Origin of the sequence: Paenibacillus sp. 276b (assembly GCF_900107875.1) — a bacterium.
Taxonomy (GTDB): Bacteria; Bacillota; Bacilli; order Paenibacillales; family Paenibacillaceae; genus Paenibacillus; species Paenibacillus marchantiae.
This window is the reverse complement of the sequence record NZ_FNRR01000001.1, coordinates 782,658-805,778: the sequence shown is the minus strand read 5'-3', so window position 1 is coordinate 805,778 and position 23,121 is coordinate 782,658. Positions and strand designations below refer to the sequence as shown.

At 46.6% G+C, this 23,121-nt stretch carries 12 protein-coding genes; 2 read left to right on the top strand and 10 right to left on the bottom strand.

Annotated features, from left to right (window positions below; genetic code table 11):
* Positions 1-8 precede the first annotated feature (8 nt).
* Positions 9-446, bottom strand: coding sequence for a hypothetical protein (locus tag BLV50_RS03600; protein ID WP_072732634.1), 438 nt, complete (start codon positions 444-446; stop codon positions 9-11).
* 379 nt (positions 447-825) lie between these two features.
* Between BLV50_RS03600 and BLV50_RS03595 the strand changes: the two genes are divergently transcribed.
* A complete protein-coding gene (locus BLV50_RS03595) occupies positions 826-1,272 on the top strand; it encodes a hypothetical protein (RefSeq protein ID WP_083584564.1) in 447 nt (148 codons plus the stop codon).
* Positions 1,273-1,377: 105 nt separating this feature from the next.
* Here the strand turns inward: BLV50_RS03595 and BLV50_RS03590 are convergent, their stop codons facing one another.
* The 3 genes from BLV50_RS03590 to BLV50_RS03580 all read right to left on the bottom strand — a co-directional run bounded on the left by BLV50_RS03590 (position 1,378) and on the right by BLV50_RS03580 (position 6,000).
* On the bottom strand, positions 1,378-3,345 hold the full coding sequence (locus tag BLV50_RS03590; protein WP_090805917.1) for a sucrose-specific PTS transporter subunit IIBC: 1,968 nt from the start codon (positions 3,343-3,345) through the stop codon (positions 1,378-1,380).
* 26 nt (positions 3,346-3,371) lie between these two features.
* Complete coding sequence (locus BLV50_RS03585; RefSeq protein WP_090805914.1) at positions 3,372-4,847, bottom strand: glycoside hydrolase family 32 protein; 1,476 nt, start codon at positions 4,845-4,847, stop codon at positions 3,372-3,374.
* Between the two features lie 169 nt (positions 4,848-5,016).
* Complete coding sequence (locus BLV50_RS03580) at positions 5,017-6,000, bottom strand: LacI family DNA-binding transcriptional regulator (protein WP_063563502.1); 984 nt, start codon at positions 5,998-6,000, stop codon at positions 5,017-5,019.
* A 579-nt stretch (positions 6,001-6,579) separates the two neighbouring features.
* Here BLV50_RS03580 and BLV50_RS03575 point away from each other — a divergent pair.
* On the top strand, positions 6,580-7,662 hold the full coding sequence (locus BLV50_RS03575) for a bifunctional 3-deoxy-7-phosphoheptulonate synthase/chorismate mutase (protein ID WP_063563501.1): 1,083 nt from the start codon (positions 6,580-6,582) through the stop codon (positions 7,660-7,662).
* A 142-nt stretch (positions 7,663-7,804) separates the two neighbouring features.
* Here the strand turns inward: BLV50_RS03575 and BLV50_RS03570 are convergent, their stop codons facing one another.
* The 6 genes from BLV50_RS03570 to BLV50_RS03545 all read right to left on the bottom strand — a co-directional run bounded on the left by BLV50_RS03570 (position 7,805) and on the right by BLV50_RS03545 (position 23,001).
* Entirely contained in the window at positions 7,805-9,478 is a 1,674-nt protein-coding gene (locus BLV50_RS03570) for a ribonuclease J (RefSeq protein ID WP_090805911.1), read from the bottom strand.
* A 160-nt stretch (positions 9,479-9,638) separates the two neighbouring features.
* Positions 9,639-10,910, bottom strand: coding sequence for an L-rhamnose isomerase (gene rhaA / locus BLV50_RS03565; RefSeq protein WP_072732628.1), 1,272 nt, complete (start codon positions 10,908-10,910; stop codon positions 9,639-9,641).
* 18 nt (positions 10,911-10,928) lie between these two features.
* Positions 10,929-12,998 carry a bifunctional aldolase/short-chain dehydrogenase gene (locus tag BLV50_RS03560; RefSeq protein WP_090805909.1) on the bottom strand — a complete coding sequence of 690 codons (2,070 nt, stop codon included), beginning with the start codon at positions 12,996-12,998 and terminating at the stop codon, positions 10,929-10,931.
* Positions 12,999-13,247: 249 nt separating this feature from the next.
* The gene (locus BLV50_RS03555; RefSeq protein ID WP_371121417.1) at positions 13,248-14,180 is read right to left on the bottom strand and encodes a glycoside hydrolase family 5 protein; all 933 of its coding nucleotides are present in this window, start codon (positions 14,178-14,180) and stop codon (positions 13,248-13,250) included.
* Positions 14,181-14,610: 430 nt separating this feature from the next.
* Positions 14,611-15,321 (bottom strand): trehalose operon repressor, encoded by a 711-nt coding sequence (treR, locus tag BLV50_RS03550; protein ID WP_079694432.1) that lies wholly within the window; start codon positions 15,319-15,321, stop codon positions 14,611-14,613.
* Positions 15,322-15,456: 135 nt separating this feature from the next.
* The gene (locus tag BLV50_RS03545) at positions 15,457-23,001 is read right to left on the bottom strand and encodes a fibronectin type III domain-containing protein (RefSeq protein WP_090805905.1); all 7,545 of its coding nucleotides are present in this window, start codon (positions 22,999-23,001) and stop codon (positions 15,457-15,459) included.
* Positions 23,002-23,121 lie beyond the last annotated feature (120 nt).

The following is a 23,121-nucleotide window of genomic DNA, read 5'->3' as shown; positions in this document are numbered from 1 at the left end:
TCGTACCTTTACAATAAAAATGAAACATCTCCACTCCGGCTGTGAATGACATATGTTGCTCCCAGACCTTTATAAACAAGCTCAACAGGTGCCCTGTTGGTAGAAACGACATAGAGTTGTTGCGGACACAAGCTGCGACACAGCTCAATGTCCTGGCAGCACTGCGGCAAGCTATTTTCGAATACAAAGGCGTTTTTCACTACAAATTCTGGCGGAAGCTGATTACGGAATGCCATTTCCTGAATGTAACGCACGGTGACTGCACCAAGCGACTGGAGTTGTTCCCCCTCTTCTTCGCTGTGTACAAGCACGACAACTGCAAATCCCCTCTTCAGTAATACATCCACAAAATTCTTTCCCGCCTCACCGTGTCCTGTCGATACCACCATCATTGCTTCATCCATTGCCGCCAACCTCGCCTTCACATCAGATCCTGCAAATGCCATCTGGAGTACGTTATGTGCGAATCATAGTCCTCTGTCTGCATCTCTGCAATTCAACTGCATCCGATTTCTGCACCGTTCTGATCGATTCCAGACAATCCAGGTGAGCAATTCTTGCCTAATCTCCTCTTTTCGCAGTCATGCGGCATGTTGCTCTGTCTGTCATAAGCGGAAGAAAAAATCGAGTTATTCGTGTCCAAAACGAAGATATATCACTTGTTAATCGCTTACATGTGTGAATTCTATACCAAAAATCGGAAAATCAGGCGTATATCCATTCCGGTTGATTTTACTTGAGCTGTGTTCAGTCGTAATATAATCGGCAGGATAACAAAAACAATAGAAAACAATAAGATGATTTTGCCTATGGAGGTTGGAGCGTGTGATCGCAGATTGTGATGTGGAAATTCGAACGGAGATTTGTGTTGATACCCGAATTAGTTCCATGGAGATTATTCGGTACGATATGCGAAAATTACCCTTCATAGCGCAGGAACGTTCATCCTGCTACTGTGGATTGTTCAAAATCTCATGCGGGAATGTTCATGGTTTTGCCGAATTTGAATTGCCTGTGGGCTCCCATCCCTCTGATCTGGTAAAATGGGCTTCGGTGTTCAGGGCCTTAAAAGGTATGGAGCTGTCACAGGTCATGCATTATATCCAGAAGCATCAAGAGCTATGGGGAAATGAACGCATGCTTTTCCTGCATGAAGCCGTCAGCAATTTGCTTCTTAACCTGGAGCAAGCCAGCACATCTGATGTGATGTTAAACCGGGAAGAAATTCGTGCCTTTATGATGCAATACGCACTGACGTATTATTCTTTTTGACACCTTCCGTTTAGAAGAAAAGATACATAAAAATGCAAAGAAACCCTGGTGATATACACCGGGTCTTTTTGCATTTTTCGACCTGTCTTTTTCAAAAGTTTACGCTTATTGCGGTTCAGTAAATTTCACAACGATTAGTGCTTCTCCATTAGCTTGAACAGGGCCGGTCGTAGTTGGCATCACCTGTTCGATCTTTTCGTTCCCATTCGGGATGAGCACAGGTGTAATCAATGGCAGCCCGGCAGCCTGGATCGCTTCCATGTCAAATTCAATCAACAGTTGACCTGCGGTTACGGTGTCTCCGCTATTCACATATGCGGTAAAACCTTCACCCTTCAGTCCAACGGTATTAATTCCAATATGCACAAGCATCTGAACACCGGTTTCATGTTCCAGGATTACGGCATGTTTGCTTTTATTCATCACATGAGCGATGACGCCGTCAAAAGGTGCAAATACTTTGCCCTCAGAAGGCTCGATAGCGATCCCTTCTCCCATATGCTTTTCCGAGAATGCAGGATCAGGAACCTGCTCCAAAGCAACAGCTGTGCCTGTGATCGGTGATGCAATTTCCAACATATCTACCTTGGTGCGATGGTTAACGGCCTGGCTGGCAGGTGAGTTTGACTTTTGCGACAGAACTTCCGTCTTGCTCTCATCTCCTGCATTGCTCGGAACTTCCTCCGCAACCGGCTGATCCTTATATCCGAAGAACCAGGTAAGTGCAAATGCAATTCCCATGGCCACCACGTTGGACAAAATGTACAAAGGCAATTGACTGTTCAAATACAGCAGGGTGCCCGGAATAACCGTCACCGCCATACCTGTACCTTGCAAATGGAACAATGACGCGATAAATCCACCGACAGCGCCTCCTACAAGGCCCATGATAAACGGTTTCATATACCGCAAGTTAACCCCGAAGATAGCAGGTTCGGTAATCCCTAGAAATGCAGAGAATGACGAAGGCAGTGCGAGTGCTTTCAGCTTTGTATTTTTGGTCTTCAACCCCACCGCCAGACAAGCTGCTCCTTGCGCAGCCATAGCGCATGTAATAATCGCGTTGAACGGATTAAAGCCCGTTTTCTCCAGCAATTGAATCTCCAGAAAGTTAAAGATGTGATGTACACCGGTAACAACAATAATTTGATGGAAGAAACCAATAATAATACCCGCAATACCAAATGGCAGTCCCAATACGGCTGTTGTTCCATGCAGTACCCACTCCTCAAGAGAATGGAATACCGGACCAATTGCGAAGAGGCCCAGCGTAATCATGACCGTCAGCGTAATAAAAGGGGTGAGAATTAAATCGAGCGCCTCTGGCACGCGTCTTCTTAGAACCTTCTCAAACTTCGCTCCGATCAATCCGACGAAGAACGCAGGCAGTACGGAACCCTGATACCCGACCACCGGTATGAATCCGAACATATGCAGCGGTTGTGCTGATCCATCGGCCACAGCGTATGCATTCGGAAGCGCCGGATTCACAAGCATTAGACCCAAAACGATGCCGAGAACCGGACTCCCGCCAAACACGCGGAACGCAGACCAGGCTACAAGTGCAGGCAGAAATGCAAATGCCGTGTCCGTCAGGATTTGAGTAAATAATAAGAAATTGGGCGAAATGTCCTCCGGTGTTGCACCAAATAGCGATAGAATTTCATTTTGAGTGAGCAGCCCGCGCAGACCCATGAAGAGCCCCGTTGCGACCAGCACAGGAATAATCGGTACAAAAACGTCACCAAACGTGCGAATGGCCCGTTGAAAAGCATTGCCTTCCTTTTTGCCCTGACTCTTCACGTCTTCCTTGGAAGACCCTTCGATGCCCAGCTTCTCAACCTCTTCAAATATCCGGTTCACTGTTCCTGTTCCAAAAATGATCTGATACTGGCCCGAGTTGAAAAAGGCCCCTTTCACTTTGTCAATGTTCTCGACCTGCTTCTGATCAATCTTGTCCTTGTCATTCACCATGATCCGAAGACGTGTTGCACAGTGTGCAAATGATGCGATATTTTCTTTGCCCCCGATGGCACGAATAACGTCCTGGGCAATCTGCTGATTATCCGACATGGTTCTTCATTCCTCTCACGTTATATCTAATAATCCCATTTTGATGCCTGAAATCCTGCCTTGCCTTCATGTGCAAAGAAGCGAATCTCCACACTTTCCTTGCTTGGGAAGATACGGCTTGTGAATACCTCTTCTCCATCATTGACAAAGATCTCAACAGAAGAAGAATCCACAAAGATATGGAACTTAAGCACGTCTGCATTCAATGCGCAGCGCCGAATATTCCCGTTCTGATCCGCGAGCGTGGCGCCTGACTGCGAACGATTCAGGGTTACTTTCTGAGTCAACCGATCGTATTGCAACAAGGTCTTCTCTTCTGCACTCGCCCGCAATTCAATGCCTACTACCTCTGCGTCAAAATCACGGATTTCACATTCCAATTCATAAGCCATTCCAGCAAAGTCTGCGAAAGATCGAGTCTCATGATCCATTGTGAATTCCATGTGAGTCCCTTCAGAATCCCCACGCAGCTTCACCATTTCAGAGACTGGCTGCTGAATTAATTTCCCCTCCCGGAGTGACAACTGCCGCGGAATTGTTAGGCAATGTGCCCATCCACTCTTATCTGTCGGATACTCCAAATCGGGAAGTCCCATCCACCCCACCAAAATTCGTCTTCCATCCGGCGCCTGCATCGTCTGCGGGGCATAAAAGTCAAATCCACGATCCAGCTCCTGAAACGGACCATGTTCGAAGTGCCTTGTCTGAAGATCCAGTGGTTCGCCAATCAGATAGCCCGACTGAAAAATGTTGTGATACTCATCTCCCTGACTCTCTATTCCCTGCGGCGAAAAGATCAGTACACCCTTACCCTGCATCTCCATATAATCGGGGCACTCCCACATGTAGCCAAAGTTAGGTAGCCCAGTATGAATCTCTCCTAGAAACGTCCAGTTTCTGAGATCTGACGAGCGATATAATACGGTGCATCCCGTTTCATCTACACGCTGGGCTCCAATCACACAATAATACGTGTCACCTTGCTGCCAAACCTTGGGGTCTCTGAAATGTTCCGTGTAACCAGAAGGTACTTCAGAGATCACAGGTTGCTGCACTTTGGTTATTGAACCGCTTTCATGCATAATCGCCAGACACTGATACGGATGCCTGATCCAGTCCTCATCTCTTGTATTGCCTGTGTATAGCAGATTGAGCTGGCCATCTTTTTCAATAGCACTGCCCGAATATGCCCCGTGTGAATCATATGTGTCGCCCGGCTGGATTCCGATTCCGACTTCTTCCCAATGCACCAGATCCGTTGAACGGGTATGATACCAATACTTCATTCCATGCTCGGTCCCGAGTGGGAACCACTGATAGAACAGATGATAATATCCCTGGTAATAGGAGAATCCGTTAGGATCGTTAAGCAGTCCGGTTATCGGCTGGATATGGTAATGCAGTCTCCACGGACAAGCAGAGATCAAAGCTTCCAGCTTGCCTATTTCTCCAGGCTCTGCCTGCTCGATACGTCTGTAGCGTTGCTCTCTAGTCATTTTCATAAAAAGTGTTCTCCATCCTAGCGAAAAGTAAAACCTAAATTAGAGGAACCGGTTCCAACACGCTCAAAAAAATAATTCCATATGGCTTTTTCGCCTGCCACCGTGTTCCATATCCTTAATGGATATTCGGAGTGGAACCGGTTCGATGGAATTATCATAAAGGATTCATTTATATCTTGTCAACGCTTTCTCGTGGAATAATCTCCACATCAAGAATCGTGCACTGCTCCACCGGATCGCCTTGTACCAGACGAATAATGTGCTGGGCCGCCACTTGACCTGCCTCAAAATAATGATATTTTACTGTCGTTAGTGTAGGATGAATCATCTCGGTAATTTCATAACCACCAAATCCGGTAACCGATAAATCCTGCGGGATTTGTATCTTATTGGAAAAAGCAATCTTCATCACACCCAGTGCGATGTTATCTGTTGCGCCCACAATAATCGTCGGTTTGCTTTTTTTCAAAATCGCTTCTGCGGTAATGATCGCCTCGGACATTTTAAAGCTTGTCTCGTAATATGTCACATCACATCCACCGCATTCGTCGATCGCACGCTTGAACCCCTGTTTGCGATGGATACCTACCGCCTGATCTCTCTCGGTAACGCCAATATAGACGATTTTCCGATGGCCCTTTTCCACAACATGTTTACCCATCTCATACCCCGCCTGATCATCATTATGAACCAGACTGTGTAACTGTTCATGCTGCTGCCCTACCAATAGCACCGGAATTCCGATGTCTTCAACAGCTTTGAGATGTGCATCGGTCACTTCTGCGGCAAGCAGAATAATGCCGGATACCTTCTGTCTGGCAAAGTCATATATGGCATCAATCTCGCGCTGCATATCCTGGCTCGTATTCGCGATCAGCATCTGATACTGATTATTTCTTAATTCTTCATCGATGCCGATCAATGTCTGAGAGGTTGCAAAGGAATCCAGACGAGGAACAACCGTTCCAATAATACTGGTTTTTTTGGCTTTAAGACTCTGTGCGAACGTATTGGGTACGTAATTATATTGTTTAATAATGCGCTCAATTTTCTGCCGTGTATCGTCACTAACAGAACCACCATTCAGGAAACGAGAGACGGTGCTCTTCGCCACGCCTGCCATTTGGGCGATATCCGAAATCGTTTTATTCATAACTTCTCCTCTTATTCTCATTCGCTTGAATTCACTTATATTACCTTATATTATACTTCGAATGGCAAACCCTTGCGAATACTATTCCCATGGAGATATTAGTAAATCTCACAGAACTCTGAAAGTGCATGTGCAATGCGTCACGGTAAAGCGTTATTGATGCATGGCATTAATTCAGCTTCTTGCAGACAAGGAACATGAGATGCTAGTATAACTTCAATTCATAACGTGCATCATGAAATACAGAACCGAATATCATTATTCATACAGGCTATGACGGAAAGAGTACGCGGAGTTATCGTTCATTACAGGGACGTGGTGCCGAAGACTGAGAGCACCCGAAAGGAACATGCCGCCGAAGTTCACTCCCGAGCCGATTGCTGAAGAGCTGCTCCTCATGGATATAGCTTCTAGGACAATCCGTTCCTTGCGTTAAAAGGTCAAAGTGAGAAACAGATCGGCTGTATTCAATCAGCAGGACCGTTTCTAATTAGGGTGGTACCACGGCTTCTTCGTCCCTTACGGATGAAGGGCCTTTTTGTGTTTTTTCATAAATTTAAATTGAAGGAGTGGATCAGCATGGATCAAAGCATGAACTTGGAACAATTAAGAGGCCGATTGAGTGAGATTAATCATAACCTCCTGCACTTGTTGTCAGAACGGGCCCAAATTACACAGGAAATTGGTCAAATCAAGGAAAAACAGGGTGTACCCAAATTTGATCCGGTTCGCGAAAAAGAAATGCTGGAGGAACTGACTGCTGCCAATCCTGGGCCTTTCCAAGACGATGCCATCAAACTTCTGTTCAAACAGATTTTCCAGGCTTCCCTGAACCTTCAGGTCGACGAACATAAGAAACAACTGCTCGTTAGCCGCAAAAATCAGCAGGAAGATACTGTCGTCTCCATCGGAAACGTCAAGGTTGGCGCAGGCAAACCCATTATGATCGCTGGCCCATGCTCGGTTGAAAGTTATGAGCAGGTACGCGAGGTCGCAGCAGCGCTGAAAGCGGCCGGCATTACCGTAATGCGCGGAGGTGCATTTAAACCTCGTACTTCTCCATATGACTTCCAGGGACTCGGAATCGAAGGATTGAAAATTCTGAAGGAAGTTGCCGACGAGTTCGGACTGAAGACCATTAGTGAGATTGTGCATCCAAGTCATATTGAATTGGCTGGACAGTATATTGATGTCATCCAGATCGGTGCCCGTAACATGCAAAACTTTGAACTGCTCAAGGCTGCCGGGGATGTTAAGATTCCTATTCTGCTGAAACGTGGTTTGGCGGCAACCATTGATGAATTCGTTCATGCTGCGGAGTACGTTGTATCCCGCGGGAACAAACAAGTTATGCTGATTGAACGCGGCATTCGCACCTATGAAAAAGCAACACGAAACACACTAGACATCTCTGCCGTGCCGATTCTGAAACAGGAAACCCATCTGCCTGTGCTTGTGGACGTCACCCACTCTACAGGGCGCAAAGATATCCTTGCCCCTTGTGCCAAGGCAGCACTTGCTGCGGGTGCAGATGGCGTTATGGTTGAGGTTCATCCGAATCCGGCCGTAGCCCTCTCGGATAGCGCACAGCAATTAAATATCGAGCAGTTCCACCAATTCCTCTCCTCTGTGAGACAATCTGGATTGCTGAAGGATCAATAGGTTAGTTAACAATAAAAGCCTGACTGAAATGTGTGGTTCATACGAAAAACGGTATGATCCTACATTTCTCAGGCTTTTGACTATCTTAATCTTAATTTTAATCCACATCTTAATCTCTATACATCGGCTCTGCTCCACTTTCTCAAACCTCAATAATAATGGGCAGAATCATTGGTCTTCGTTTTGTCTGGGCGTAGATGTAATGACCGATCTCGTCTTTCAGCTTTCTTTTGATCACATTCCACTGATTCGCTCCGCTTCCGGTTAACTCATCCATCTTGTTCTGAACCAGCTCATGAATCTCTTTCATGAACTCCTCAGAATCCTTCACAAACACAAAACCTCTGGAAATAATCTCAGGCGCTGTCACCATATGTTTCTCCGTTTTGCTCAGCGTAGTCACAATCACCAGCATTCCATCGGATGACAGTTGCCGGCGATCACGCAGCACGATATTCCCGACGTCGCCCATGATCAGACCGTCGACCAGACTGTTGCCTGAAGCAATTTTGGGACCAGGAGATGCCACGCCATCTTTGTACTGAATCATATCCCCATTGTTCACGATGAATACATGATCCCGTTCGATCCCCACGGACTCCGCCAGTTGTCTATGCTGATACAGCATGCGGAACTCACCGTGAACTGGAATTAGATAATCAGGCTTCATCAGGGTCAGCATCAGTTTGAGTTCTTCCTGGCTGCCGTGTCCTGATACATGCATGCCTGCTGCTCCGCTTGAACCGTAAATGACGCGTGCTCCGAGCACATACAGATTATCAATGACATGCGCAAGATTGCGTTCGTTCCCCGGGATCGCCCCAGCGGCAATAATGACGGTATCTCCAGGTGCAATCTTCACATGAGGATGTTTGGAGGCCGCCAAACGGGATAAAGCAGCCATCGTTTCACCCTGACTTCCCGTACAGAGCACAACGACCTCATCAGGTGGAAACTGGTCCGAATCAATGGCCTCAATGAGCAGCCCCTCTGGTACATCCAGGTATCCCAGTTCACTAGCTACGGACACTACATTAAGCATGCTTCTACCCAGCAGAGCCAGCTTGCGCCCCGTCTCGAACGCTGCATTTACAATCTGTTGAACCCTGCTTACGTTGGACGCAAAGGTAGAAATAAACACTTTTTGTTTGGCACGAATAAACGCGTCCAATATGTGGTCACCTACGACACGCTCGGAAGGGGTGAACCCCGGTCTCTCTGCATTGGTGCTCTCGGACAACAGCACGTGTACACCTTGTTTGCCAATCTCGGCCATACGGTGCAGATCGGGATACGGCCCATTTACAGGTGACATATCAAACTTGAAATCCCCGGTATGGACGACATTTCCTCCAGGTGTTTGAAAGAAAATACCCAGGCAATCCGGTATGCTGTGACTGGTCGCAAAAAAAGAAATCTGAATTCCACCCAGCGTAATGCTGGATTTGGAATCAACCGTATGCAGATCTGCTTTGCGCAGCAGCCCATGCTCTTTCAGTTTCAGTTCAATTAATCCTCGTGTCAGTCTGGATGCATACACCGGGATATTGATTTGTTTTAACAAATAGGGAATGCCGCCAATGTGGTCTTCATGTCCATGGGTAACCACAAGCGCCCTTACCTTGTCCTGATTTTCCAGCAGATACGTCACATCCGGAATGATGAGATCAATGCCCGGTAGGGTTTCATCCGGGAATTTGGAGCCACAGTCGATGACAATGATGTCCTGATTATATTGGATCAGATACATGTTCTTACCTATTTCATTCAAGCCGCCAAGTGCCGCGATATACAATTTGTTGTGGGCGAGATTCAAATCGGATGCATCCTCCTCTACGTTGCAGTACTAGCATTGAAGCTTTGCATTTTTCTATGTATTTTTAGTATGGAAATTCTGACCGCAGTTATGCATTTCGCAGCTGTTTCCATGCAAAAAAGCCACAGTGGAAAACTTCTCCACCGTGGCCTGCATCACCCTATACGAAAGATTTATCTCGTTGAAGTAAAACTTCCTGCTCATAGGTTTTGATCTCAGCAATCCACTGTTCACGTACAGGTACTTGCTGCTGGGCGCAATAATAATCCCAGATCGCGCCGAAAGGATAGGACTTAAACTCTTCTGTCAAAGCAAGACGAAGGGTGTAATCCCCTTCCAGCTCCGCTGATTTCAGAGCATCCACAGGTTCCAACATCGCACGTAGCAATGCTTTAATGGTGTTGCGTGTGCCAACTACCCACGCAGCAACTCGATTGATGCTTCCATCAAAGAAATCGAGTCCGATATGTGTCGTTGGAAGCAGATCATGACGTACCAATTCGCGAGCAATTTCCAGCAGCTCATCATCCATAATGACAACATGGTCACTGTCCCAACGCATTGGACGGCTGACATGCAGCAGAATGCCGTTGGTAAACAGGGCCAGTGAAGATAGTTTGTTAGAAATAACTTCCGTTGGATGAAAATGTCCGGCATCAAGGCAGATTAACGTATCATTTTGCAGTCCATAGCCCATATAGAATTCATGAGAACCAACGACATACGCTTCTGAGCCGAGGCCAAACAGCTTACTCTCGACCGCATCCAGATGATACTTGGGATCAAGCTTCTCGGCAAATACCTCATCTAGTGAATCCTTCAGCCGCTTCCGCGGTGTCATGCGATCGACCGGATTATCCTTGAACCCGTCCGGCACCCATACATTGGTTACACAAGTCTGGCCCAGCTGCTCGCCAAAGTAAGCGCCAATGCGGCGGGATGCTTTGCAGTGATCAATCCAGAACTTGCGAATCGCCGGATCGGAATGACTTAGCGTGAAACCGTCACTTGATTTTTCATGTGAAAAACAGGTTGGATTGAAATCCAGACCGAGCCCTTGTTCTTTGGCCCATTTTACCCAGTTCTCATAATGCTTCGGCTCAATCCGATCCAGCTCTACTTGTTCGTCCGTATCCGCATAGATCGCGTGCAAATTGACCTTATGTTTGCCGGGAATCATGGAGAAGGCTTGCTCCAGGTCTGCCCGAAGCTCTGCGGGTGTCGTTGCAGCCCCCGGATATTGACCTGTAACGGATATTCCACCCGTAAGTTCCCCATCTTTATTCAGAAAACCTTTTACATCGTCCCCTTGCCAACAGTGAACAGACACTTTGATTTCCGCGAGCTTCTTCAGCACTTCATCCGTATCAATTCCATGCTGAGCATATAATAATTTGGCTGCTTCATATGCTTGCTTGACTTGATTTTCCATGTGCGAGAACCCTCCTTATTATCGTGTAAATGCTGCTGGCACACCGCCATCAATCGTCATCATGCAACCGGTTGTTTTTTCTGATTTGGAAGAGGCAAAAAAGGCGATGCCTTCCGCAATATCTCTCGGATAAATATTGACGAGCAAAGTTGTTCGTTTACGATAGTACTCTTCCAGTTGATCCGGTTCGATACCATAGGCTGCTGCACGTTCATTTCTCCATGAACCGTTCCAGATCGCTGAACCTTGCAGGATGGCATCCGGGAGAATCGTATTTACACGAATACCGTATTCCCCACCTTCCGCCGCGATGCAGCGGGCCAAATGAGCCTCAAGTGCTTTGGCCGAGCTGTAAGCTGAGGCGCTTTTACCCGCATAGACTGAGTTTTTGGACCCGATAAATACCATACTGCCGCCAATCCCCTGTTGTTTCATCAACTTGAAAGCTTCACGTGCCACGAGGAAGTACCCAGTACCCAGCACATTCATGTTCAAGTTCCATTCTTTTAACGATGTTTCGTCAAACGGACTAGAGGTGGCCAGGCCTGCATTGTTCACGATAATATCCAAGCCGCCATATTGTACAGCAACTTCGGCATACGCAGATTGCACGGCTTCCTCATCCGTTACATCCATCTTCAATGCATATGCTCGATTGGCACCATATTGGTCGTTAATTTCCTGAGCTACCTTCTGTGCTCCTTCAAGGTTGAGGTCCGCGAGAACGACATGTGCCCCTTCAGATACCAATCTGCGTGCGGTTTCACTTCCAATTCCACCGGCACCCCCGGTAATAAACGCCACTTTGCGGGAAAACTCAGTCTCCGCCGGAGCCAGCGATAATTTGTAAAGCTCAAGCGGCCAGTACTCCACATTGTAGGATTCATTGGCGCTGAGGGATACGAATTGGCCCAGACTTGTCGCACCCCGCATCACGGCAATGGCTCTATGATACAATGCCCCGCTCACCTGGGACAGTGCCCAGCTCTTGCCTGTGTTGATCATGCCCACACCTGGGATAAGAATGACGCGAGGTGCAGCTTCGAACATCACGTCACCATCATTTTTGTTGCTCTCAAAATATTGTTGATATTGTTCTTTGTAGGCGGCTACGCCTTCCACCAGTTTGGATTTCAGCCCTTCAATATCCTCCGCGTCCGGTGTCCAATCGATGAATAGAGGTACCGCTTTGGTGTGCACCAAATGATCCGGGCACGCCGCGCCTACCTGTGACAGCTTCGGCGAATCCACTCCTCCAACGAAGGCGAGCACATCCTCCTGATCGTCAAAGGACAAAATCATTTTTTTGCTATCCGATACCGCTCCGCGAATGGTCGGCATTACTTTGGATACGATCTGGCGACGCACTTCTGCCTCAAACGCAGGATACTTCTCTCCGCCAAACAGGCTTCCTTGGTCAACACGTGCTTCAATGAAGGCTTCCGCTTCATTAATAATTTTGATCGTCTGGGCGTAACATTCTTCCGATGTTTCTCCCCAAGTCACGAGTCCATGCTTCTCCATCAGAACCAGTTCGGCATTGGGATTCGAGAATACGCTTTCAGCAATCATCTTGGATAGTGTGAATCCTGGACGCACATAAGGAACCCATACAAATCGATCCCCGTAAATCTCTTTCGCCAGTTCTTTTCCGTTATCTGCACAACACAGACTAATAATCGCATCTGGATGGGTATGGTCCACATGTTTATATGGAAGGAATGCATGCAGCAACGTCTCAATGGATGCACGCGGGTGTTTGGAATCGATCATGCAATGACCCAGGTATTCGACCATCTCTTCATCCGACATGGATTCCCGTTCGATTAATGGACGAATATCTTCGAGTCCAAGGCCTGTAAAATGCTTCGCCTGCATAGAAGCCAGATCAGATCCGCTGCCTTTTACATACATCACTTCTATATCACGGCCGCGAAAATCTTTCACCGTCGTTTTGGTAGACGTGTTGCCTCCGAAAATGTTACATACACGGCGATCTGACCCAATCAGATTGGATCGGTAGACCAGTTGCTCCAGTCCGGTTGTTTTCTCCGAAGCCTGTGATGAATTCCATAAACTCTGTACCATTTGTTCCCCTCCGATAATGTTTGTTTTATTCCTAATCAGAGTTTATCATCTTTGTTTTGTTTTGAAAACAAAAGATTTTGAATATAAACGGAAAAATTCAAAAGAATTCTGTTTTGATGATTTTTCTTTCAAAAAAAAACACCCTGACGTGTTGGTCAGAGTGTTTGGAAGAGATTTTGTGGTCACAACAAGCTTAATGTCGCTAGTGGATTGGATGAATCATTTTAGCAAAACTAGACCCTATAGACCCTAGTAGATCCCTGCTTTTTTTGAAGTATTTTTGATTCCGTAAGTGTCGTTGACGACTGTGTTTCCAAAGCTTGTCAAACTTCCGTTAGGACCCGTAGCCAAGTCCAAATAGTTCAAATCGGAACTGTTGCCATACCAGGACCATGCGAGCCAGCCTACCCCTTTTTCCTGACCATATTTCATGATCGCATATTCATCGACATCTCCGTTCGTGTGGTATCCGCCGAATTCACCGATGATCAGGGCCAGACCTTTGTTTAATACGCTTTCCATGTTGGCTTTTACGGTTGCCGCGTCTTTACCGGCATATTCATACATGTGAATCGAAAACACAGTATTTTTCTGTGTATCTGCTGCAAATACACTTTGTCCATAATCCACGATGGATTGTGGGTACTGCCCCCAGCCCGCTGCATCCACGATCAACGTATTGTTAATCCCGGCATTTCTCAGCTTCGGAATCGCTTTTTTGTATCCGTCAGCCCAAGCACTACCGTTCCATGTTCCATACCATTCGTTCGCGATATTTACGATAACTCTGTCTTCTTTGCCAATGAGTGCTTCCTTGATGCTAATCCAGTAATTCACTGCTGCATCCAACGAATTATAGTCATCCTTACCTGTTGCATCATGTACTTCAAGCACCGCAATCATTTTGTTTGCGCTTACAACATTAATGATGTTTTTAACGGAGTTCAGATCGTCTTTGGTGTACTGCACGCCATTGGAGAGCACAATCCGTACGGTGTTGGCACCTGTTTTGGCAATTGCAGGAATAGCCGTGTTCAGGTCGTTCTTAAACCATGAATGTCCATGATTGACACCTCTCATGACAAATGCCTTGCCAGTGGAATCGTACAATTTGCCTCCGCTTACATAAAATCCTGTAGCAGCAGACGCTTTGGGTGCAGCACTCCCCAGAATCACCAACATAAGTGCAGCTATTACGGTAAAGACTGTACACTTTTGCAACTTGACCATTCGCTAGAACCTCCTACATTTTTTTATTTATTTCAATTAACCCTGCTCAAGGCAATAAGTTAACTAAAATCAAGAGTATCCCACACATCCATAAGGTTATCAAAATCAATAAGTAACTTTATAATAAAACAAATAATTTAATTTTATTTACCTTATCGTTAAGGTTATGGACATATAATAAAATGAAAACGCTTACTGGTCAAGTTATTTTTACCATGATAAGGAATTTATTTTGTACTCGCTACCTCCCCCATCAACACTCCCTATTTGGCAATCGACCCCCTAAACACTTCAAATCGTTTTCAAAACAAAGAGAGCACCTCGTTCACCCCTAAAAGAAGTGAATAGGTACTCTCTGTTTCATATCCATGGTCAATGGATATCATCTACGCCGGGCAAAGTCCACAAATCTGAACTTGTCCGGGCGATGCCTTGCCTCTGTGAACTGGAATTGACTTGCATCCTCCAGGTAAACCTGACTTCTAACCACAACTACATTGTGGAATCCTTCGAGATCAAGCAATTCCCTATCCTCAGCAGTAGGCTCCTCCACCAAAATTTCCTTTTTGGCAAAAGAGATGGTCAGCCCGAGCTCTTCCTCAATGTACTCGAAGATGGAGTCATTACATATTTCCTTGCTCAAACCGGGAATAAGCCTCTGGCTTATATGGTCCTTGTCGAGAATGACATGTTCGCCATCCACTTGCCGTACACGTCTGATCTCCCAGACCTTTTCATTCAGGCCAAAATTGATTTTCTTGAACAAGGCCTGATCAACCTTTTTTTCTTCAAAAACCTTAACGTACGTTTTGGCCCGATGTCCCATTTTTTTAGCCAGTTCCTTGAAGCTGACGAGGCCCGAAATAGGAAAATCAATTTTACGTATATCCAATACAATGGAGCCCTTACCTTGAATTTTCTGAATATAACCTTCTTCAGACAGCATTTTAAGCGCTTTGCGAATTGTCTCTCTAGACGTTTGATAACTTTCCGATAAATCAAGTTCCGAGGGAAGCAGCGTACCTGCTTCAATTTCTCCAGTCCGAATACGAGCTGCAATATCTTCATAGATTCGGATAAATTTATTATTCATCATTCATCACCACTGTCCATTACCCTTTTTTATCATATTGGCAACCTATTATAACATTAAAAGTCGAATAACGGATAATGTAGCATCTGAGGATGATGAAATGATAAATTTCCATGTGATTCAATCCTAGTTTTTTTACTCCAATTTTGACATGTTAGCCTTACCGTCTATATCAATACTCGTTCCTTTATCATCCATAGTTCGGTTCTCTTCCTCCATAGTTTGACCTTCTTCTATAATACGGATCAGTTTGTTCAGTCGGAAGATCAGGGCTGCGGCTTCAGATCTGCTCAGATGCTGCATGGGTCGGAAACTGCCGTCTTCGTACCCGGTAAGCATGTACATTCCAGCAAGCTCTTCAACCTCTTCTTTGGCCCAATCGGACACATCCATCTGATCCGTAAAAGCACGACGTGAAGTTGCGGATTCCGGCTTAATTTTGCGAATAACATTCGCAATGATCTTCGATGCCTGTTCCCGGGTTACCAGCGCATATGGAGCAAATTTACCATTACCCATGCCATGTACCATACCAAGACTTACGGCTGCTTCGATCTCAGGAGCAAACCAATCCTGATCGTTCACATCCCGAAAAGCATGCTGATAATCGGCAGATGTATCCAGACCCATTAATCGCACAATAAGTGCTGTGAACTCAGCTCTTGTAATGGGACGACGGGGTTCAAAGTGGGTTTCACTCACACCTTGAATGATGTTTTGCTCTGCCAGCCATATAATCTGATCTTTATTGAATGTTTGACCAATATCAATGAACTTAACCTCTTTCTTGGCTGTTGTTTCCGCTTTGTCATTTTGCTCAGGTTGAGACACTCCGGACGACTGAACATCCTCCGGTTTAGAGGAAGGTGCAGGTGAACCAGCTCCACTTCCGCTTGGAAGTGGATATGGCAGAGTCACGGCAGTGGCCTGCTGGCTTTCACTTTTTTCCCCGGCTGAATTTTCAGTCCACAATATGACATCATAGCGCTGTCCGCCCGTTAGTCCTGTCCAGATGTAGCTTCGATCTTTTCCACGATAGATTTCCCGCCCACTACTAGAAAGCACGATCGTTTCATTAAAAGATTCCAATTTCCAGCTCAATGCAATGCTGCTTGTGCTCTGGGAGTTCGCTGAAACGGTGAATTCTTCTGAAGGCAATGTCTCGAACTCGGGTACATCGACTGTCTTTCCGTCTCCCGCCTTATTGAAAGGCACAATAGAAAAGTCGGAATAGACCTGGGCACTTTTCAATTCAGTCACATGAATCGACGTTTCCATTGTTGTCGCAATCAACTCGTCTTCCTGATAGATGCGATAGCCTGCTGCACCAGGAATCATATCCCATATAATATCTGCACCGTGCTGAGCGCGTTCTTCCACTTGAGGTGGAGAAGGAATTTTGCCAGGCAGCGTTACTGCTGTTATATTGAAACCGCCCTCGCTCTTACCGGAAGCATTTACGGTTTTGATGGTATACACATAATTTACACCTGGCTCAAGCCCATGGTCTTTGTAATAAGGCTCGTCAACAGACACTCGGCCGATCTCCGCACCGTCACGTTCAATGATGAATTGCTCAACCCCCTTGACATGGCTCTTTTCGAACTGAAGTTGTATGCTCTCCTGTGTCGAACGATATTCCACTTCCTTGGGAGCTTCCGGTTTGGTCAAGAGTGTATATTCTAGCTTATGAGATGTATCTCCCCGCCCGTTCTCGGTATACAGTTCGATGTAGTAGTTCGTTCCGCCCTGCAGCTCATTTACGATATACTCTTTTTGTTTGCCTCTATACAGCTCAATACCATCCATTAGAACCACAAACGTTTCGTTTAAATAAGGGAAATTCCATTCCAGTCTGGCATGATCCGTCTCCGGATATAGCTTCATCTCAACAGAATCGACATGAGGCAGGGTGAAAAATGGAGCAATGACCATTGGACTTCCTTTACCCGCCGTATTATAAGGAACGATCTGTACTTGATCATATTGAGCTGCGCTGGTAAGTCCATTAAGGGTAACCTCAGTCAAATCATTCTCTGTAATGGTTGTGAATTCGTTATCCGCTATCATTACAATGTAACCCTCTGCCCCTTGAACCTTTTTCCACTTAATCACTGCTGCCGTCTCTTCAATTACATCTGGGTGCAGCGTTTCCGTAAATGTTGCAGGCAGGGTACGCAATTGAACATCAAATCCCGTATCGCTATCGCCCGAGGCATTCGAAGTCTTAACCGTATAGGTGTATCTCTCTCCCGGTGTCAGGTCATTGTCTTCATAAGAAATGCTGTCAGCCGGAATACGGTCAATTTCAATACCATCTCGCAATATGATCAACTGTTCTGCGCCTCGTGTGGCGCTGCCACTCAGATCCAGCGTTGCCGATTGATCGGTTACGGCAGCAATACTTGCTGTTTGTGGGGATATGGGTTTGGTCAACAAAAGAACCTGAACAGGAGAAGAACGGTGACCATCCTCATTCATAACAGTAAGTTCAAACTCATACGTCGTGCCATCCAATAAACTGGCGAGATGGACCGATGGTTCGGACACAGTCTGTACTTCCCCCGTTGTCTGATTGCGTATTTCATATGCGACGGCTCCCTTTACTGCTTCCCACGCCAAATCAAACGCGTGCGTTCCCTTGATCGCTGTAATCCCATCTGAGGATAGTGGCAGGGTTTGAGTGGTTATTCCATAGGTAAGGGAAGCACCCGAACCACTTGCATTAACCGCCCGGATCTTATACGTATATTTCGTGCCTGGCGACAAATCTTCATCTACGAATCGGATTTCACGCGCATCCATGCGAGCAATCTCTCGCCCATTGCGTTCAATGATGTATTCGTCTGCACCCTTTACCCCTGTTTTGGTAAAATCCAGACTAAGACTGTTTTCCGACACATCCAATGCCTTAATCTCCACTGGTTTCTCAGGCAATGTCAGTACAGATACATTCGTCGCTTCGGATGGGGTTCCTTGTCTGTTCATGGCAACAAGTGTGTAGTGATGCATCGTTCCATCCTCAAGTCCTGAAATCAGTGTGGTCAGCTCTGTTCCACGGTAAATCTCTTTGTTCCCCCGTTGAATTACATACTCCGAAGCGCCTGCTACCGAAGCCCATGACAAGTTGGCTTTATGTACCCCTGGTTCAACTACGATTTCTGAAGGCGGTGCTGGTTTAGATAATCGAATCAAGCTGGCGGACTGACCGACTCCAGACGTGTTCACGGCCTGTACTTCCACTAAATACTCCATGCCTGGTGACAATTCTTCAGCCGTATAGGCAAGTCCAGAAGTTCGACCCACTTCGATCCCATTGATACTCACAATATAGGATTCGGCTGTATTTACAGATTCCCATTCCACCCCAATGCTCGTTTCATCCGTACGCGTTACTTTGAGCCCTTTAGGTCTGGTTGGCAAAGTAAGCAGTTCACCGCTTGTGGGTGCACCATAACCAGCAGCATTTCCGGCCTCCACCTGATACGTATAGTGGCGGTTGCCTGATAACTGATGGACTTCAATCTGTGTATCTGAAATCTCATAACTCTGCCCCTCAAGAACGACCCGGTACTTCGTCGCGCCGGGGACTGCATCCCATCTGAGTGTTGCTCCTGTTTCAGTCGGTTGAACGAAGTGAAGACCTGAAGGACTTTCGGGAAGCGTCGTTCCAAATACTCGATTGGATTGACCTTGTCCACTTCCATTGCCTGCCTGAACGTCCACCTGAACCAACGTTCCCGCAGTCAATCCCGTTAGCAGATATTCATGGGTTCCAGCAAGCAGCGTCTCCCGCTTCTCCCCATTCACAAAGACTTCGTATCGCTCCGCGCCTCTTACAGGATCCCAACTGAGATGCATGCTCGTTGTTGTAGCATTATCTATACTCAAGCTTTCAATGGCCCCCGGCAATGTCAGCAGCTTCTGCAAACTTGTTACTGGACCTTCTCCTGTCTCGTTTGCGGCCAGCAATTCATAGCTATACTCTGTTCCACTATCCAGACCTGCGTCCACATACTCCGTTTCCAATCCTTCGTAGACTCCAGCTCCACTGCGTGAAAGGCTGTAATACGTAGCTGAAGTTACCGTCTCCCATCCCAGAGAGATCTCATGCTCCCGAATCTGCACTGCCACAAATTCACCAGGTGCTGCAGGCAATGTCAGGAATCCCACCCTGCTGCTTTCTCCCGTGCCACTCTCATTCAGTGCTGTGACCGAAATCGTATGAATGCTCCCCGGGACCAGATTGGTCATGTACGGAATATTGGAAGAATCGGAGATCGTCTGGTCAAATACAATACTTCCATCCGAAGTTGCAGCCGTGATACGGTAGGCAGTTGCACCTTGAACCGAATCGAAATGTACTTCTGCCAGCTCAGGCTGGGAATCGACTTTTCGAACTTGTAATGATCCCGGTGCCGCGGGGATTGTCAGTGCACGGACAGATACTGCATCACTTATGCCAGTATGGTTTCGAACTCTCACTTCGTAATCATAGACTTGCCCACCACTTAGGGAGTGATCAATGAGCTTATGTTTAGGATAATCCAGTGTCCAGGACTGGCCTGTCGTATGGTTTATGATTTCATACTGATACCCGTCGGTATACCATTCTCCTGTGGGCAGATCCCACGTAAGTTCTGCCGAAGTCTCACTGATCTGTGTAACGCTCGCATTTCCCGGCTGCTGTGGCTTGCGCTGGATCTGATAAGGTGCTGATACGGTCTCATATGTATTCCCTGCCATATCTATTGTTTTGGCATGGATATACCAAATGCCTTCGGATTCAATTGAAATTACAGGCTCATTCGAGCGGGCTTTATTCCAGTTGTCTGGCGATGCGGTACTGTTGGTCACACTGTACAATCGCGAATTCTCATTGATACCCGAATCAGAATCTTCATATTGAACGGTAGCAGATATATTAGTGTCAATCCAGCCTTGTCCATTCGGTGTAAATGTAATCGTTGGAGCAACCTGATCGACATAAGCCGTACGACTGACCTCCTTGCTAACGTTTCCGACAGCGTCTCTCGCTCTGGCTCGAATTACGTTGGGACCGTTTGAACTCACTGTACCTGAGTTTCCTACAATATACGGGGCCCCATTCAAACTATATTCATAAGAAATGGCATGTTCGTCTACGCTGCCAGCAATCGTAAATTGTACAGCTTCCTTGCTCCAGCCAGACTGACTTAATGTAATAACCGGCTCTGTTGGAGCAGTCTTATCCAGTCGAATGAGTGCTTTTGTAATAGTACTTACATTCCCTACCCTGTCAAGCGAGCGCGCATATACTGTGGTTTGTCCTTCTTCGGTAACCTTCACTTCTCCAGTGTAATCGATCCAGGGGCCTTGTTCGTTTAGACGATATTGGCTTTTGGCAAGTCCACTGCCTGTATCTTCACCGCTGGTTATTTCAAAGGATACATCCTGATTCGTCCATTCATCAGCACTGAGTGTAATCTTTGGCTCATCAGGCCCTGTCTTGTCGATCCGGGCATTGGCTGAAGTTGACGCACTGACATTAGAGGCCCGATCCACACTTCGCGCCTGAATCTCGGTGATTCCTTCCGTATTGATGGTAAATGGCTCTCGATAATCGACCCAAGTTCCTTCAACTCCAAGTCTATATTGCGTAAGACCCACTCCACTTGCTTCATCCGTACCTGCCGTTAACGTCACCGTTACTGCCGAATGGGTCCACTCCGTCGGATTTAACGAGATGACGGGAGGTGTCGGAGCTGTACGGTCCACTCGTGCTGTAACAGAAGCCTCCTGTCCTGTATTGCCAAATGCATCTATGCTGCGTGCAATAATGAGTGTATTTCCTTCAGAAGCAACCGTAATGGGAGCAGTGTATTCCTTCCATTCTCCCCCAATCCCCAGCTTGTACTCAGTCTTCTGTACACCACTTAAGGCATCCGAGCCTGCTGTAATCGTAACCAGGACATCTTCCTTGGTCCAAGAAGAAGGATTTACTGCTATCGAGGGAGCAGTGGGACCGGTTGTGTCCTTTGTGATCTGACCTGCAGAGGTAAATGCAGTCTGTATGCCTTCTCCATTCAGTGCTGCTACATATACGTTATATAATCCGTCTGCAAGTCCAGTTAACGCAAGTTCAGTCCGAGTTGATGAAGTTGTACCCGATGCAAGCACTTGTCCGACGGAGTTACGTATTTCCGTTTTGTAACTCGTTCCCGCAGGATTGCCATTGTTGTTCCAACTAGCCGTAACGGAGTTACCTGACTGGCTCACAGCTGCATCGCTTGGTGCATTGGCTAGTGTAAATTTGCTAGCTGGACTTGAATACCCCGTATACGAACCCACTGTATTTTTAGCGCGCACAGCAAAAGAATATTGAGTATTCGGTGTAAGCCCGGTCACCTGCCGACTATTTGTTGTACCCGTATCAAAGGTTTGATTCGTCGTTACATTTTTCAGTTCATACGTCACGGAAGCATCATTCGCCTTTTTGTCCCAGTTGACCGTCAGATTATTATTGTTAACAGATGTAAATGACGGTGTTCCCGGAACAACGAAACTTTTCACCGTGAAGTTGACAGTGCTCGCAGAGGAGACCCCTCCCTTGTCATCCATTACCCACACCTGCAACGTATGTGCGCCATCTGCGAGCGTGTCTGGCAATGTGTAATTCGTGTTAAACGACTGATTGGAACCTGTAGCCGTCATCTGTGTCAACATGTTTTCGGAGCCTCCGTCGATTGACCATTTGACAGTCAGAAGATCTCCCACATCCGTATCCCGGGTTGTACCGGATATTTGAAGCTGTTCTCCTTTGTAATAGGTCTGGCCCGAAGACGGTGCCGATAGTGCAAATGAAGGCGGTGCATTTTTGGGACCAATCCCCACAATCGTCGAAAATTTGCGTGAAGCCTGGTTCGCGGTTGCTTTGCCGTTCCACCAAAACTGCGCAGCAGTATCCGTTGCGGTAACGGTCTGCCCTGGCGTAAAGGAAGATGGAGAAGAACCACCTGTCAGCTGCGCATTGTCCGGGCTATTGTACTGCCCCATGAAAATGCGATCTGCGTCCACAACGTTATACGTGTTGGCATAAAAAGCAGTTACCTGAACACCTCCACTGTAATTGCGCCAGCCGTTCTCAATCACTTCAAACGGAGAAGCATCGTTGCCATTCACCATCGTATCCCAATAGAACGTACCTCCCAGATTCAGCGTAGAGCCGCTTCGGTTAACAGCCTCCAGCTCCACCTTCATATAACCGCCCTGAGATGTGGCATTAACGATGGACACGCGCAAAATATACTCTACGTTGTCTTTCTGCCTGGACATTTCGATTACATTATTATTGATTCGATAATAATTAAGGGGCAGCGACTTAAAATTAACGGGTGTTCCGTTATGATCAATAATGGTGGATACATTCCCGGTATCGCCACCGTAGAATACGTTTGTATTAGGAAGCAACACAATTCTATATTTGCCATCACTATTCATCTCCACTTTCACCTTGGAGGATTGAACAGCCTTCATGCTGGAAGTATCGGATACAATACTGATGGTTTCCACAGCTTCAGCCATAATGGCCGTTGAACCCCATTCGACCAGCAAGGCTTGGGGTGACAGCAGAGCAAATGCAAGTACCACTTTGGTAAGCTGCTCGGCCTGTTTTTTAATACGCTTCTCAGATTTCTTCAACGTCTGCTCTCCTTTTCTGCACACAAAAAAAGGAGGCACCCCAACAAAGGAACAAAGTCCTCTGTTGGGGTGCCTCCCCTAACAAGTGTCATTTTTTCTTGATTATAACGATTCGAATAA

What these genes read in the sequence shown, in the direction of transcription:
- BLV50_RS03600 (WP_072732634.1), bottom strand. Translation starts at nt 446, where the DNA reads ATGGCATTTGCAGGATCTGATGTGAAGGCGAGGTTGGCGGCAATGGAT.
- BLV50_RS03590 (WP_090805917.1), bottom strand. Translation starts at nt 3,345, where the DNA reads ATGTCGGATAATCAGCAGATTGCCCAGGACGTTATTCGTGCCATCGGG.
- BLV50_RS03585 (WP_090805914.1), bottom strand. Translation starts at nt 4,847, where the DNA reads ATGAAAATGACTAGAGAGCAACGCTACAGACGTATCGAGCAGGCAGAG.
- BLV50_RS03580 (WP_063563502.1), bottom strand. Translation starts at nt 6,000, where the DNA reads ATGAATAAAACGATTTCGGATATCGCCCAAATGGCAGGCGTGGCGAAG.
- BLV50_RS03575 (WP_063563501.1), top strand. Translation starts at nt 6,580, where the DNA reads ATGGATCAAAGCATGAACTTGGAACAATTAAGAGGCCGATTGAGTGAG.
- rhaA (WP_072732628.1), bottom strand. Translation starts at nt 10,910, where the DNA reads ATGGAAAATCAAGTCAAGCAAGCATATGAAGCAGCCAAATTATTATAT.
- BLV50_RS03560 (WP_090805909.1), bottom strand. Translation starts at nt 12,998, where the DNA reads ATGGTACAGAGTTTATGGAATTCATCACAGGCTTCGGAGAAAACAACC.
- BLV50_RS03555 (WP_371121417.1), bottom strand. Translation starts at nt 14,180, where the DNA reads ATGTTGGTGATTCTGGGGAGTGCTGCACCCAAAGCGTCTGCTGCTACA.
- treR (WP_079694432.1), bottom strand. Translation starts at nt 15,321, where the DNA reads ATGAATAATAAATTTATCCGAATCTATGAAGATATTGCAGCTCGTATT.